The following is a 12,512-nucleotide window of genomic DNA, read 5'->3' as shown; positions in this document are numbered from 1 at the left end:
TTTTAAAACAAAGATCTGGACCTCTAAAAATTTCATTTTTATTTGTCCTACCAAGGTTATTTACGAATAAACTTTTTTAAGTCGTTAATGGCTTGAGTGTGCATGCCTTCATGAAAAATAGTCCGACTTAATACTTGTTCGATTGCAAACATTCCCATTTCGGTTGGAGGGAACTCTTCTTCTAGACGATCACCATACATGTCTTTAATTTTGTTTGTCTGTTCTTTTAATAATTGCTTTAGTTCTTCAAATGAAGGTGTGTTCTCATCAAAGTCAGAAGGGTTCGTACCAAAACCAAACCACTGGTTAAACGATTCAGGATACAAGTCATCTTTAGTTAACACCTTAATCCACATATATTGGTCTAGATAAACATGGCCTAAGTTCCAGCGAATATTGTTGTTAAACCCTTCTGGTACGATTTCTGCCTCAACTGCACTTATATCGTTGACATCAAATAATAGCCCCTCACGATATGTTTCAAGTTGATTAAATAAAACTTCATGTCGTTTTTTCATAAAAATAACCTCCTATTCCACTTAAATGTTTCGACAAGGAGGTTCGATATCCTTTATAAACTAAACTTAATTTTTTGTTCTTAAATGTTCAGTAAAAAAATATAAGTTGTTGCAATTATGTAAATAAAAGCCATCACAAAAAGAATGATCGAGTCTTTTCTTTGATTGTTCATTAAAGAAAGGATGGCTTTTACAAAAAAGACAGAAAATTTCAAAACAAAAATAACACCTCCTAATCCAAGGAGGTTTGTGATTCAAATTAAATGGTCTCTTTTAAATGGGTTGGAGAGGGTTCTTGACAAGGCTTTCGCCATAAAAAATTTTTAAATAATATCCCTAAAACACCTATAATTGTTAGGGTGATTCCAATCATTTGAAAAACTAACTTAACGCCAAATATCGTTACTAAGCTTCCTCCGATAATAGGGGCCATCAGAACCATTAAACTGGTGAGCGAACTAAAGATCCCAGATACCCGACCAATAGTGGTGTGATCAGTTTCACGTTGTAATATATAATTTTGTCCTACGGTGAACAACCCAGCTCCGATCCCTGCAGTGAATCCTAAAAGTGTGATTAACATATTCGGTAGTCCATTTAACCAAAAACCTGCTCCTCCAAAACCGACTCCAATAAAAAAGAGACTGCTTCCCAATATTAATCCATATGATTTAAACTCTTTAAACCTGTTTAGAATAAATATCATAGTTAATGCTCCAGCACCTGCCGCACTAATGACTGCCCCTACCAAGCTAGGTTGATTAGGAGCAATTTCTCTTAATAACACAGAGAACTGAATGTCGACCATTTGAATCGCCATAAAACCCAATAGTGAAAACAAAAAGCTCACCACTAATATCCGACTGTTAAGTACATAAGACCAGCCTCCTCGCCATAATTTCCAAAAAGGCTCCTGCGATGTACTTTCTTCACCTTTTGAGGTTTCGGGACTTTTATTTAAAATGGTCATTAATATAATGGCTGAGACGATATAAGCAATGCCATTGAATAATATACAAAGCTTAGCTGATAAAGCCGCAGCTATGGCAGCCCCTACAAATGGTCCAATAATTTTAGTGAATTGATCAGCAGCACCATTTAACGTAATTGCTTTTACAATCAGCTCTTTAGGTACAACATGTTTTATGAGAGATTGCTCAGCTGGATAATGAATGACTGTTAAAGTGGCTCTAACTAATACAATACTTATCGCTGTCCATGGACCTGGAGCTAAAACCAAGATAAACGTCAAAATAGCAGTAGAAATATCCGCAATTAGCATCAATTTAACTTTGTTAAAACGGTCGGCTAATATGCCTGCAAATTGGCTAAGAAAAGCATGCGGAAACGCATATGCAACAGGAATAAGCGCAATGATAAGCGGGTCAGCCTTCCATACATAGCTAAATAAAATCATAATGGCCACCATATCGAACCAGCGGCCTAAAACTGAAATGAAGTATGAACTAAACAAACGTAAAAAAATATCATTTTTCCAAATCGAAAGCTCTGACATAAGACATCCCTCTTTTAAACTTTATTTATTGTCATTTTAAAAAAGAGATGTCAGAGGAATATCAGATGTATAAGTTTTGTTTAATTTGTTTTTCGATTTCTTGTTCCAGTTTTCTAAAATCGTATTCCATGGCCATTTGATTCCAATTTTTACGGAATTCAGTTTCTAACTTAGAATCCTCAATATAATGTTCTAAATAAAATAAACATACACGATGAAAAAGCATAATATGTGATTTGAATTGCGTTTGTTGGGTGATTTGTAACCCTTTATAAATGTCTTCTTGACCCATTTCATATTGTTGTTTTTTGATTAAAAATAATCCTTTTATTAAGTAAAAAATCCCCAATTCACGTTGAAGTGGTTTATGTTTAAAAAATTCATCCATGTGCTTCTTTTTCTCAATAAAACACTCATCATTACCTGTCGATAAGCTATACATCATGCGAATTAGTTGATGAAACGGGTAAAACCCATGATTCTCATCTGTTATTTGATTTTCAGCAAATGTTAATTGTCTATGGGCTCTGTCTAGATGATCGGTTAGGATGTATATCATGGTTGGTAATAAGATCGTGGCTTCTTCAACAGTAAGCTCAGAAAAAACTTTTTGATCTAAAGCTTTTTCCAAATAATCGATCACTTTATCCTTTTTAGTGGTGATAAAGGTATAGATGAAAAATAAATATAATGCCTTATCTGAAAAGGCCAATTCATTTGAATGAACACATTCCCAAATGTCACCACGCATATAGGATAAATATATTTTCATATCTTCAAATTCCACACCAAGTTCGTTTTGAGTGGTTAAAGTATTCAACGCATTCCCGTGACCATATAAGTGGTATTTACTAAATAAATTCATGGTTAATTGTTTAAATTCGGGGTCATGTGATAAGAGCGACTTAGGCTCATTTATGTGGATTACAAGCTTATAGCCATAACCTTTTACTGTTTCAACGGTCAGTACATGTTCCCATCCTTTTAATTTTTTTCTTAAACGATAAACATGATCATCAACTGTACGGTCTGATGGGAATTCTAAAGGCCAAACAGCTTCTAATAATTGATCACGTGTGAAAGCTTGATTAGCGTGTTGATATAAGTATTGAAGTAGGGCAAATTCCTTTCGGAGGAATTGCCTTGTTTCGCCAGCATATGTAATGGTAAAGTCATGATGATGAAAGGAAATGGACATATCAAGGACCTCCCAAAAGTTGTTAAAACCATTATAACAGCCCTTATATTAATCGTTGCTTAAAAACTCAAAAAAGTTTACCCTTGGATTAAAGTAGCGAATAAAGGAGTTATTCCTGTGGAAAATAGTAAAGAAATACGTTGGAAACAATTTTTCGAGAACTATGAACAAGTTTTAGATCAACTTCAAGAACATAGTGATGCGATGTTAGAAAATGAACTTGAGAAAGCTGGTTACATACATTTTTTTGAAATGGCGATGGAGCACGCTAATAAAGTGATTTATTCTTATTTAGAAGCAAAAGAAATTGTAACGGAGACTCCTCGTCAGTCGATTAAAGAAATGGCTAAATTAGGTTTAATTAAAAACGAACGAGTCTGGTTTAAAGCACAAAATCGTAAAAATTTGACGTTGTATATTCATAACGATGAATTAGCGAACGAGTTAGTAAACGATATTGACCACACATATTTACCTGAGTTAAAAATCTTTTACGATAACATGAGGAATTTGCTCTAAGTGCCAGCAATTGTTAAACATACTCGCCCCTATAAGAACCAAACTAAGAAAGATTACAGATATGAAAAGGGGTGTGAGTAAATGCGTATGGGAATGAGAAATGTTGAATGGCTTCCGATGATTGCATCGATTGGGATCGGTGTTGCAGCATATAGTATGATGACTGGTCGTGGTGGACAGCTTCAGAGCTTTTTACCAATGATCACGAATATGATGGGTCAACAAAACCAACAAGGCACGGCTGGTCAGCAGGCACAACAGAAGCAAGGTCAGCAGCAGAACCCAATAGGAGCGTTAGCCCAACAAGCACAGCAAGGTCAACAACAAAAGCAACAGCAAAACCAACAACCACAAATTCATTAATAAATGTAGGAGCAGGGAGACGACCCCCTGCTCCTTTTTTGTCATTAAATTGTAATGGATAAAATGGACATTTTGGCACAAGTTAACAAATGAATTTTAGTGAAAGGAGAATGACTAATGAAAAAATTATGGTTAAGTATTTTAACAGTAGCTGTCTTAAGTATGGGTGTGTTTGGATCGGTATCAGCTGAGCCAGCTGTAAATGAAGATGTGGAGTTAACTGAGGAACAGAAAAGTGAAATGGCCGCTATGCAAAAAGAAGTTCTAGAGAAGGAAAAGGAAATTATTCAAAAGTACGTTGAGTACGGTGTTTTTTCTCAAGAAAAAGGGGAAAAAATCATCGGTCATCTAGACAAGCATTATGAAAAGCTTGAAGAAAACGGGTTTATACCAAAGTGGGACAAAAAGCATAAAAGGAGCCATGGAGACAAAGATGTAGACGATGAAAACGATGAAGAAGACGACAACATGGACGAAAACGAATACTAATGGAAAAAAGCCAACGTAAAAGTTGGCTTTTATTTCGTAGGGCGTTCAAGTGCAAGTATATCCTCATCAAGGTTCGTTATTTTCTCTTCTACGATGTTTTTAGCCTCTTCTAATCCAAGATTGTAAAAATGAGGACCTAATTCCTCCATCATAAATTCTAAAAAGCGCTCTGCCGCAATCTCTCCAATTTCTTCTGCTCGCTCTTCATAGAAGAAAATTTTAACTTGCTCTAGCATTTGACGTTTTTGTTCTGGTTTAATGTTAAACATATAATCCTCCTACATCATTCTCTAATGAGCAGTATACCATGTTATGCTATCATTGGGATGAGCAGATTAAAGAAGTGGGTGATTTTTTGTTTTTAACATTTGCGGATCTATCAGCGTGGTTTTTAATCGCTGTGGTCGTCGTCATCATTGTTAACGTCATTAAATATAAAAGTGGATTAAAACGATTCGACTGGTTGGTGTTAGCGTTACTCGTAATGACCAACGTCGTCTTTCTCATATTAAGTAATTTTGATCTTTATGCCTTTAATATGTTGTGGAAACAATTTCTTGTCTTAACTATATCAGCTGTTATTCTCAATTATTTTTTCAATTTGTCGATTGAAAGTCGTATGAGTGAGAAAGGGAAGGAAATCGAGTGGCAAGAGGACCAAAAGATAGTCAGGAGCTTATTAATTGTGGGTTCCATTGGTTTGTTCGGTTTTCTAGTGTATACCATTTGGTACACAACACCTACACAGATTGACAAGTCATTAGAAGGTATCCACTTTCAACTAGAAGATCCTGACACCGAAGAGATGGTCATGATAGAAATAGAGGGTGAGTTAGAACGTACGATAAAAGGTGGAGGTTTTTTCGAAGGAGAGTTGACCATCCAAGGTTCAGAAACGACGATCCCTCAAGATGATATGAAAGTTAATATTGATTATCGGGATAATGAAGAAGGAATGCTGTTATATTTTTCTGATGAAGATACGCACTTAGCGGGAAATATTTTTGTGCATAATGACTTTGAACAGGTTGTCATCCATGATGAAAATGGCTCGATTGTGGCTGCACCTGCTAGAGACCAAGACGAAGCTTTAGATTTAGCTAGAGATTTAACGGGTGACGAGATATAAGAGAAATGAAACGCTTGGGGTTGACCCCAAGCGTTTTTATAATATTTTTACATAAAAATGTCTGTTGCGTGGTCCATCGAATTCGCAGAAGTAAATCCCTTGCCATGTTCCGAGAATTAAACGACCTTTTTCGATGATGACATGTTGGGACGCTCCTACTGTGCTGGCCTTCATATGAGCTGCTGTATTCCCCTCCATATGCCGGTCAAGCTTGTGGTCCCACGGATAAACCTCATTGAATCGTCTTAGCATATCGGTTTTGACGTCTGGGTCAGCGTTTTCATTAATCGTAATGCCCGCTGTCGTATGTGCACAATAGACGACTACGGCACCATCTTGAACACCTTGTTTATCAATGAAGTGCTGTACCTCACGTGTGACATCAATCATTTGATCATGTTTGTCAGTACGTAGATTAATTTTTTTCAGCATTAAGAATCACCTCGTCAGGATAATCGCAGTACTCAATAATCGTTCCATCTGTATCGGCGGGGTTTAAATAAATAAGACGTCGGCCGTGTTTGTTAATTCTTCGTGTTTCCGTCATTACTCGAATACCTTTTTCCTTTAGCTCATGAATCGCTTCATCTAAATCCGCTACGCGATAAGCAATATGATGGACGCCTTTTCCTTTTTGCTTAATGAAGCGTGCAATGGGTGAAGTGGTGTTATTCGTGGGTGCCAAGAGTTCTGTTACCGTTCCATTGACCTCCATCACAGCAATTTCACTTTCGACCCCCGGCTTTTCACTTCTATATCGATCAACCAGCTTTGCCCCAAGCACATTTTCATAGAACTGGATGCTGTGGTCTAATTGTCGGACCGCGACACCGATATGGTCTAAGGTTTTTTCCATAATCTCAACTCCTAATTATAATGTAACAGCATTTTTAATTAGAACTCAACTTTTTGATAGGATTTGTTTGTTCTCTTTGATGGAAAAAACGTGTTTTAAAGAGGTTGAACATGCCATTTTTGATAAAAATTCATTAATAAATGACAAGCAGTTCCAATAAAATCAAAATTAAAGACATTATGATAAAATTAGGACAGATAGATGAGAATGAGGGGAAGCCTATGGGATTACATAATGAGAAAATGAAAAATGCAATATTAATTGCAGGAATTGTGTTGGTGGCATTTAATTTACGTCCGTCGATTACGGCCGTGGGTCCTGTGATTAGTGATATTCGCTTAGATACAGGAATGTCGAATGGAGCTGCTGGCCTACTGACAACTGTTCCATTATTAGCTTTTGCCTTATTGTCGCCATTAGCGCCCAAAATCGCACAACGTTCCGGTAATGAGTGGACGGTCTTTGGTGGTTTACTATTATTAGGGATTGGAATTGCCATTAGACCAACAGATTTGGTTTATTTATTGTTTTTTGGAACATTACTGGTTGGGGCAGGGATTGCGATCTGCAATGTGCTTCTTCCGGGTATTGTGAAAAATCGTTTCCTCAAAGTCGGGATGATTACCGGGGCTTATACATTATCGATGAACTTTATGGCGAGTTTAGGCTCAGGTATTAGTGTTCCGTTAGCCCATGGCCTTGAACTAGGTTGGAAAAACGGTTTGTTGTTTTGGGGAATCTTTACCGTTATCGCTTTATTGGCTTGGATCCCACAGCTTCGAAAAAAAGAACAGACAGAAGATATAGTGAAGCCTAACCCGGCTAAAAGTTCTTTATTGAAATCAAAAATCGCTTGGCAAGTGACCTTTTTTATGGGGCTACAGTCATTTTTATTTTACTGTTTAATCGCATGGCTGCCTGAGATCTTAGTGAGCCGAGGAATTGATATCTCTACTGCTGGTTGGATGGTTTCCATCATGCAAATTGCAGGCCTCCCGACCGCATTTTTAGCTCCATATTTAGCCGATCGTTACCCGAACCAAAGGGGAATTATTATTGTCCTTAGCACATCCTATATCATCGGTTTGACGTTACTTTTATTCGGAAGCAATATGGTCATTCTATCCATAAGTATTTTATTAGCCGGTGCGTCACAGGGAGCAAGTATTGCCTTATCCTTAGCACTACTAAGTCTTCGCGCACGGGATGCGAAGCAAGCAGCGAATTTATCAGGTATGGCACAGTCAATTGGTTACTTACTTGCAGCTATTGGACCTTTCACAGTAGGGATTATATTTGATCTGTTCAGTTCTTGGACGCCTTCACTTGTCTTATTTATAATAGTTGCAATCGCCATGTTTGCAGCTGGACTTGGTGCTGGGCGAGATCAATATGTCACTGCAGAAGATTAAAAACGGAGTGTTTTAGAATGAAAAAAATCGATCTCTTTAAAAAATACATGAAACAGCACGAACAATTATGGAGTTGCCCAATCTGTCAGAACTCAATGACGGTAAGGGATAACCATGTCGTTTGTGCAGAAAATCATTCGTTTGATCTAGCGAAAAAGGGCTACGTTAATATGATGACACAGCCAGTTCATACGAAATACGATAAAGAGCTTTTTGAAGCACGTCATTGCATTATTGAAAGTGGCATGTACAAGCCATTACATGAAAAAATCACCGAATTAATAAATGCGAACTCTACGGTTGTGGATTTAGGATGTGGTGAAGGCTCTCATTTAGCCCATATTAGAGAAAAAGCGGATGGTGAAATAATCGGTGTTGGCCTTGATATTGCAAAGGAAGGGGTTATGACAGCAGCCAAACATCATTTAGATACCATTTGGTGTGTTGGTGACTTAGCCCAAGTCCCTTTTAAAGATTCGAGTTTTGATGTCGTTTTGAATATTTTATCTCCAGCCAACTATACAGAGTTTAAACGCTTATTAACGGATCAAGGAATCGTGATAAAAGTGGTACCGAACAGCGGTTATTTAAAGGAATTACGTGAAGCTTTTTATGAACAAGATGAATATGATAATCATGACACAAAGCAGCGATTCCAAGAGAACATGGAAAAGGTTCAACAAGAACGCATCACTTATAAATTCCCAATGACAGCTGATTTACTACCTTCACTGATAAAAATGACACCATTAACGTGGAACGCAAAAAAACAAGACGATCTAGACATCTCAGAAGTAACAATCGATTTAGATATATTAATCGGAGAACGATAAAGGGTAACGATTTTGGTTTTGTACATACGCAATCAATTTTATCTGAAGATATTATCATCCTCCTTTGTGTCTAGTAAGCATATGTTGAGAGCGGGAAGCATCCGTTTAGTCAATCAAAAGGGGATCCCAGGACCAGTATTTGCAGAAGTCAATGAGGAGCGTGTTGAGGATAGTTTCATCTAATAAGTAAAAAAGGACTTGAAAATTTCAAGCCCTCATCTAGTCAATCTATTTATTTCCGAAAAACTTCTCAGCCTCTTCTAAGTATTTTTCTTCCCCTGGCATGAGTTCAAAATCTTCTACAATAGCGGCAACGGGGCAGACTGATACACAAGCGCCGCAATTAATACATACATCAGGGTCTATATAAAATTGATCCTTACCTTCTTCAATACAGTCAACGGGGCACACTTCAACACATTCGGCTGCTTTTTCTGTTTGGCAAGGACTTGTAATGACAAACGCCATACTAGTTCCTCCTTTTTCACCTTCAATTATACGATAATCACTATAAGAGGGGTATGTCAAAAGATTGAACCTTAGTAATACGTCCATTTTTGTTAACTACCTGACAGGTGCACGGTTGAAATCTATTAATTTTAATATGATAAAACAAGCAGTAAAATATTGTTGGTTTCAGTTTACCTCACCAAACGTCTTTTAATGACCCGGAAAGGGGTGAGGCCAATGGGTGAATACAAGTGAGCTTTTGTTTCCGTAATACTATTGGTCCTGTTCCTTCAGGATACCTATAGTATTATCCCTCTCATTTTCGTGACTCATAATGGTCGCAACTAGCATTTAGTCGGGGACTATAGAAAAAGATATAGGTCCTTTCAAAGGCTGAGCTAACAATAACTGCTGTAACAAGGAGCCTTGCCGCATGGTGAGGCTCTTTTCCATTACATATTTATGGAAAATAATACTAATAATGTCGAATTTAATATATAATTTAATCAATAGTATTTTTAGTTGGGAGCGTGGTCGTTTGAGTAAGAAAAGAAGAGAACCAAAAGACCGTAAAGATCGTTCGTGGATCGCTGATGTTTTATTGTTTTTCCCTGAACTAATTGTGTTTTTAATACGTGGACTCATTCGTGGGCTAATGAGTTTGTTTAAATGGTACACCTGATAAAAGCTGTTTCAATAGTCATACTGGATGACTAATTGAAACAGCTTTTAATTTTAAAAAATAGAATTTTTTAGATTGACGTTTTTGTAAGAGATATGTATAATTCAAATCGTAATCATTACGATTTACATATTTTCAGGAGAGGAGCAATGAAATGAAGGTTTCTATTGCAATGAGATTAAGTATTTTGATTCTAAGTTCATTATTACTATTGGTAGGGTGCCAGACGTCAGACTCATCTGAGAGAGAATCAAATGAAACAACAGAAGACGCTAATAATACAGAGGAGCAAAATTCTGAAGAAGATCACACACATGAAGGTGACCACGATCATGATCACAGTCATGCACATGATGAGGAATCTCAACAAATTTACGATGGCTATTTTGAAGACAGCCAAGTAGAAGATCGTTCACTTTCAGATTGGGAAGGTGACTGGCAATCTGTATATCCTTATTTGCTGGATGGGACACTAGATGAGGTGTTTTCTCACAAAGCAGAACACGAAGGTGATAAGACAGAAGAAGAATATAAGGAGTATTATGAAAAAGGGTATCAGACAAATGTGGATCGGATCTTGATTGAAGAAAACCAAGTGACCTTTTTCGAAGATGGAGAAGAATATGCGGGTGAGTATATCTATGATGGATATGAGATTCTAACATATGAAGCGGGTAATAGAGGAGTCAGATACATATTTAAGCTAGATGAAGAAGCTGAGGGACTTCCTCAGTATATTCAATTTAGTGACCACAGTATCTATCCTACTGAAGCTGATCATTATCACTTATATTGGGGTGATGATCGAGAAGACTTACTGGAAGAGGTCGAAAATTGGCCAACTTACTATCCTTCTGATATGAGTGGGCATGATATCGCCCATGAGATGATAGCACATTAATTTGGCACCATTTAAAACACCTCCGATTTAGTACTTAACGTACTATTTCGAAGGTGTTTTTAGCTATTAATCATCGCGGCAAACCATTAACAGGTTCCCATCTAAATCTTTAAAGACAAAAAATTGATCAAACTGCACATCGGTAACTAACTCGATCCCTTTTTCTTTCATAAATTGATAGGAAGCATGTATATCATCGGTTCCAAATTGGATGACGGGTGCGTTGAGTCTAGGGAGATGTCCCTCTTCATTTCGCCATGCTGGCATTGAGTCTAATATGACGCCAGTGCCTTCTGTTTTTGCGACAAACAAATGACCTTGATGAAACTCTCCTTCGTCTAACCCTAATACTTCTGAATACCATTCTTGCGCTTTAACTACATCATTGACAGGGATAAACACAACATTAACTTTATTTTTAATGGGACTCTTAATCATTTTGATTCCTCCTTATTTATATACTTTTATTCGACTTGATACTAAATTTTCCTTGTTATCATACTTCATCAAAACTAGTAAATACTAAAACAAAGTTATAAGGAGGTCATTGCGTGGATCAAGAGATGAATTACGGTGAGGATTATAAGGTCATCCCTGCGACTTCTGTTGAAAGTGGAAAGGGCGTAGAGATTCTACCTGATGTGTATTGCCATACGATTCAAATTGTTAATATTGTTTTAGTTGGTAATCGTGATGGTTTTGTTTTGGTTGATGCTGGAATGCCTCAATCTGCGAATAAGATTATATCGGTGACTGAGGAGCGATTTGGTGAAGGGAGCAGACCTAATGCCATCATCTTAACTCATGGTCATTTTGATCATGTCGGAGCCATCATTGAACTCATTGAACATTGGAATGTCCCAGTTTATGCTCATCACCTTGAAATACCTTATTTAACAGGAAAAAGCAGTTACCCTGAACCTGATGCAACGGTTGAAGGTGGAATGGTGGCAAAAATGTCTCCATTCTTTCCAAATGAACCTATCGATATAGGGGACCATGTCCAAGAGTTACCTAAAGACGGTGCGATTCCTTATATGGACGGGTTTAGTTGGGTCCACACACCAGGTCATACTCCAGGACACGTGTCGCTGTTTAGAGATGAGGACGGAGCATTGATTGTAGGGGATGCTTTCGTAACCGTTAAGCAGGAAAATTTATTTGATGTAATGATGCAGCAAAAAGAAATCAGTGGTCCTCCGCGTTATTTAACAACCGATTGGAAGGCTGCAAAACAGTCGGTAAAAAAACTAGCTCAATTACACCCAACTGTGGCCGTTACAGGACATGGCGTTCCATTGTTAGGGGAAGAGTTGACCGAGAACTTAGCAGTACTTGTACGTGATTTTGAAAAGATCGCAGTTCCTAATCGTGGAAAGTACGTCGATCCAGATGTCCATTAGAAATTTAATAATTTAATGCATATCACATAAATAACGACATATATTTTTGTATATAAATTTTGTTGACATCACGAACGGACCATGCTAATATATCAATTAATTCAAAATTAAATAACAATTTTTAACTCTTATCTAGAGTGGCTGAGGGACTGGCCCGATGACGCCCGGCAACCTTCAAACAACGGTTTGAAAGGTGCTAATTCCTGCAAAGCAAATGTGCTTTGAAAGATGAGAGGGACCAAT

At 37.3% G+C, this 12,512-nt stretch carries 17 protein-coding genes and 1 riboswitch; of the genes, 9 read left to right on the top strand and 8 right to left on the bottom strand.

The window, feature by feature from the left end:
• Window positions 1-56: 56 nt before the first annotated feature.
• The 3 genes from BMY57_RS07070 to BMY57_RS07060 all read right to left on the bottom strand — a co-directional run bounded on the left by BMY57_RS07070 (window position 57) and on the right by BMY57_RS07060 (window position 3,232).
• Window positions 57-518: a DinB family protein gene (locus BMY57_RS07070; protein ID WP_091773330.1), complete on the bottom strand. Its 462-nt coding sequence runs from the start codon at window positions 516-518 to the stop codon at window positions 57-59.
• Window positions 519-777: 259 nt separating this feature from the next.
• Window positions 778-2,034, bottom strand: coding sequence for an MFS transporter (locus tag BMY57_RS07065; protein ID WP_091773329.1), 1,257 nt, complete (start codon window positions 2,032-2,034; stop codon window positions 778-780).
• A 61-nt stretch (window positions 2,035-2,095) separates the two neighbouring features.
• The gene (locus tag BMY57_RS07060; protein WP_091773328.1) at window positions 2,096-3,232 is read right to left on the bottom strand and encodes a winged helix-turn-helix domain-containing protein; all 1,137 of its coding nucleotides are present in this window, start codon (window positions 3,230-3,232) and stop codon (window positions 2,096-2,098) included.
• A 117-nt stretch (window positions 3,233-3,349) separates the two neighbouring features.
• Between BMY57_RS07060 and BMY57_RS07055 the strand changes: the two genes are divergently transcribed.
• From BMY57_RS07055 to BMY57_RS07045, 3 genes are all read left to right on the top strand, one after another.
• Window positions 3,350-3,751, top strand: coding sequence for an HI0074 family nucleotidyltransferase substrate-binding subunit (locus tag BMY57_RS07055; RefSeq protein ID WP_175615956.1), 402 nt, complete (start codon window positions 3,350-3,352; stop codon window positions 3,749-3,751).
• 81 nt (window positions 3,752-3,832) lie between these two features.
• Complete coding sequence (locus BMY57_RS07050; protein ID WP_091773326.1) at window positions 3,833-4,114, top strand: hypothetical protein; 282 nt, start codon at window positions 3,833-3,835, stop codon at window positions 4,112-4,114.
• A gap of 117 nt (window positions 4,115-4,231) precedes the next feature.
• A complete protein-coding gene (locus BMY57_RS07045; RefSeq protein WP_091773325.1) occupies window positions 4,232-4,603 on the top strand; it encodes a YckD family protein in 372 nt (123 codons plus the stop codon).
• Window positions 4,604-4,632: 29 nt separating this feature from the next.
• Here BMY57_RS07045 and BMY57_RS07040 read toward each other — a convergent pair whose 3' ends face one another.
• Window positions 4,633-4,872, bottom strand: coding sequence for a DUF2164 domain-containing protein (locus tag BMY57_RS07040; RefSeq protein ID WP_091773324.1), 240 nt, complete (start codon window positions 4,870-4,872; stop codon window positions 4,633-4,635).
• Window positions 4,873-4,910: 38 nt separating this feature from the next.
• On the opposite strand from BMY57_RS07040, the gene BMY57_RS07035 reads away from it, so the two are divergent.
• Entirely contained in the window at window positions 4,911-5,732 is an 822-nt protein-coding gene (locus tag BMY57_RS07035; RefSeq protein ID WP_091773323.1) for a hypothetical protein, read from the top strand.
• Window positions 5,733-5,768: 36 nt separating this feature from the next.
• Here BMY57_RS07035 and BMY57_RS07030 read toward each other — a convergent pair whose 3' ends face one another.
• Window positions 5,769-6,164 carry a secondary thiamine-phosphate synthase enzyme YjbQ gene (locus tag BMY57_RS07030; protein ID WP_091773322.1) on the bottom strand — a complete coding sequence of 132 codons (396 nt, stop codon included), beginning with the start codon at window positions 6,162-6,164 and terminating at the stop codon, window positions 5,769-5,771.
• Complete coding sequence (locus BMY57_RS07025) at window positions 6,148-6,588, bottom strand: VOC family protein (RefSeq protein WP_091773321.1); 441 nt, start codon at window positions 6,586-6,588, stop codon at window positions 6,148-6,150. Before BMY57_RS07025 ends, BMY57_RS07030 begins: the two co-directional genes overlap by 17 nt.
• 221 nt (window positions 6,589-6,809) lie before the next feature.
• Between BMY57_RS07025 and BMY57_RS07020 the strand changes: the two genes are divergently transcribed.
• Both BMY57_RS07020 and BMY57_RS07015 read left to right on the top strand, forming a co-directional pair.
• Window positions 6,810-8,000, top strand: coding sequence for a CynX/NimT family MFS transporter (locus tag BMY57_RS07020; RefSeq protein WP_091773320.1), 1,191 nt, complete (start codon window positions 6,810-6,812; stop codon window positions 7,998-8,000).
• A gap of 17 nt (window positions 8,001-8,017) precedes the next feature.
• The gene (locus BMY57_RS07015; protein WP_091773319.1) at window positions 8,018-8,833 is read left to right on the top strand and encodes a putative RNA methyltransferase; all 816 of its coding nucleotides are present in this window, start codon (window positions 8,018-8,020) and stop codon (window positions 8,831-8,833) included.
• 228 nt (window positions 8,834-9,061) lie between these two features.
• Here the strand turns inward: BMY57_RS07015 and BMY57_RS07010 are convergent, their stop codons facing one another.
• Window positions 9,062-9,301, bottom strand: a complete 240-nt coding sequence (locus BMY57_RS07010) for a DUF362 domain-containing protein (protein WP_091773318.1) — start codon at window positions 9,299-9,301, stop codon at window positions 9,062-9,064.
• Between the two features lie 520 nt (window positions 9,302-9,821).
• Here BMY57_RS07010 and BMY57_RS16045 point away from each other — a divergent pair.
• Window positions 9,822-9,965, top strand: coding sequence for a hypothetical protein (locus BMY57_RS16045; protein WP_175615624.1), 144 nt, complete (start codon window positions 9,822-9,824; stop codon window positions 9,963-9,965).
• A gap of 154 nt (window positions 9,966-10,119) precedes the next feature.
• Window positions 10,120-10,866 (top strand): metal-binding protein ZinT, encoded by a 747-nt coding sequence (locus tag BMY57_RS07000; protein ID WP_091773316.1) that lies wholly within the window; start codon window positions 10,120-10,122, stop codon window positions 10,864-10,866.
• A gap of 66 nt (window positions 10,867-10,932) precedes the next feature.
• Here BMY57_RS07000 and BMY57_RS06995 read toward each other — a convergent pair whose 3' ends face one another.
• A complete protein-coding gene (locus BMY57_RS06995) occupies window positions 10,933-11,304 on the bottom strand; it encodes a VOC family protein (protein ID WP_091773315.1) in 372 nt (123 codons plus the stop codon).
• A 113-nt stretch (window positions 11,305-11,417) separates the two neighbouring features.
• On the opposite strand from BMY57_RS06995, the gene BMY57_RS06990 reads away from it, so the two are divergent.
• The gene (locus BMY57_RS06990; protein WP_091773314.1) at window positions 11,418-12,269 is read left to right on the top strand and encodes an MBL fold metallo-hydrolase; all 852 of its coding nucleotides are present in this window, start codon (window positions 11,418-11,420) and stop codon (window positions 12,267-12,269) included.
• A gap of 125 nt (window positions 12,270-12,394) precedes the next feature.
• A riboswitch (SAM riboswitch) is annotated at window positions 12,395-12,504 on the top strand.
• The last annotated feature ends 8 nt before the right edge of the window (window positions 12,505-12,512 follow it).

Source organism: Piscibacillus halophilus (assembly GCF_900110685.1).
GTDB classification, from domain to species: domain Bacteria; phylum Bacillota; class Bacilli; order Bacillales; family Alkalibacillaceae; genus Piscibacillus; species Piscibacillus halophilus.
The sequence above is the reverse complement of the archived record's forward strand: the minus strand, read 5'-3'. Positions and strand labels throughout refer to the sequence as shown.

What these genes read in the sequence shown, in the direction of transcription:
- BMY57_RS07050 (WP_091773326.1), top strand. Translation starts at nt 3,833, where the DNA reads ATGCGTATGGGAATGAGAAATGTTGAATGGCTTCCGATGATTGCATCG.
- BMY57_RS07065 (WP_091773329.1), bottom strand. Translation starts at nt 2,034, where the DNA reads ATGTCAGAGCTTTCGATTTGGAAAAATGATATTTTTTTACGTTTGTTT.
- BMY57_RS07045 (WP_091773325.1), top strand. Translation starts at nt 4,232, where the DNA reads ATGAAAAAATTATGGTTAAGTATTTTAACAGTAGCTGTCTTAAGTATG.
- BMY57_RS07000 (WP_091773316.1), top strand. Translation starts at nt 10,120, where the DNA reads ATGAAGGTTTCTATTGCAATGAGATTAAGTATTTTGATTCTAAGTTCA.
- BMY57_RS07020 (WP_091773320.1), top strand. Translation starts at nt 6,810, where the DNA reads ATGGGATTACATAATGAGAAAATGAAAAATGCAATATTAATTGCAGGA.
- BMY57_RS07035 (WP_091773323.1), top strand. Translation starts at nt 4,911, where the DNA reads ATGTTATGCTATCATTGGGATGAGCAGATTAAAGAAGTGGGTGATTTT.
- BMY57_RS07040 (WP_091773324.1), bottom strand. Translation starts at nt 4,872, where the DNA reads ATGTTTAACATTAAACCAGAACAAAAACGTCAAATGCTAGAGCAAGTT.
- BMY57_RS07030 (WP_091773322.1), bottom strand. Translation starts at nt 6,164, where the DNA reads ATGCTGAAAAAAATTAATCTACGTACTGACAAACATGATCAAATGATT.
- BMY57_RS07060 (WP_091773328.1), bottom strand. Translation starts at nt 3,232, where the DNA reads ATGTCCATTTCCTTTCATCATCATGACTTTACCATTACATATGCTGGC.
- BMY57_RS07025 (WP_091773321.1), bottom strand. Translation starts at nt 6,588, where the DNA reads ATGGAAAAAACCTTAGACCATATCGGTGTCGCGGTCCGACAATTAGAC.
- BMY57_RS07015 (WP_091773319.1), top strand. Translation starts at nt 8,018, where the DNA reads ATGAAAAAAATCGATCTCTTTAAAAAATACATGAAACAGCACGAACAA.
- BMY57_RS06995 (WP_091773315.1), bottom strand. Translation starts at nt 11,304, where the DNA reads ATGATTAAGAGTCCCATTAAAAATAAAGTTAATGTTGTGTTTATCCCT.
- BMY57_RS07010 (WP_091773318.1), bottom strand. Translation starts at nt 9,301, where the DNA reads ATGGCGTTTGTCATTACAAGTCCTTGCCAAACAGAAAAAGCAGCCGAA.
- BMY57_RS07070 (WP_091773330.1), bottom strand. Translation starts at nt 518, where the DNA reads ATGAAAAAACGACATGAAGTTTTATTTAATCAACTTGAAACATATCGT.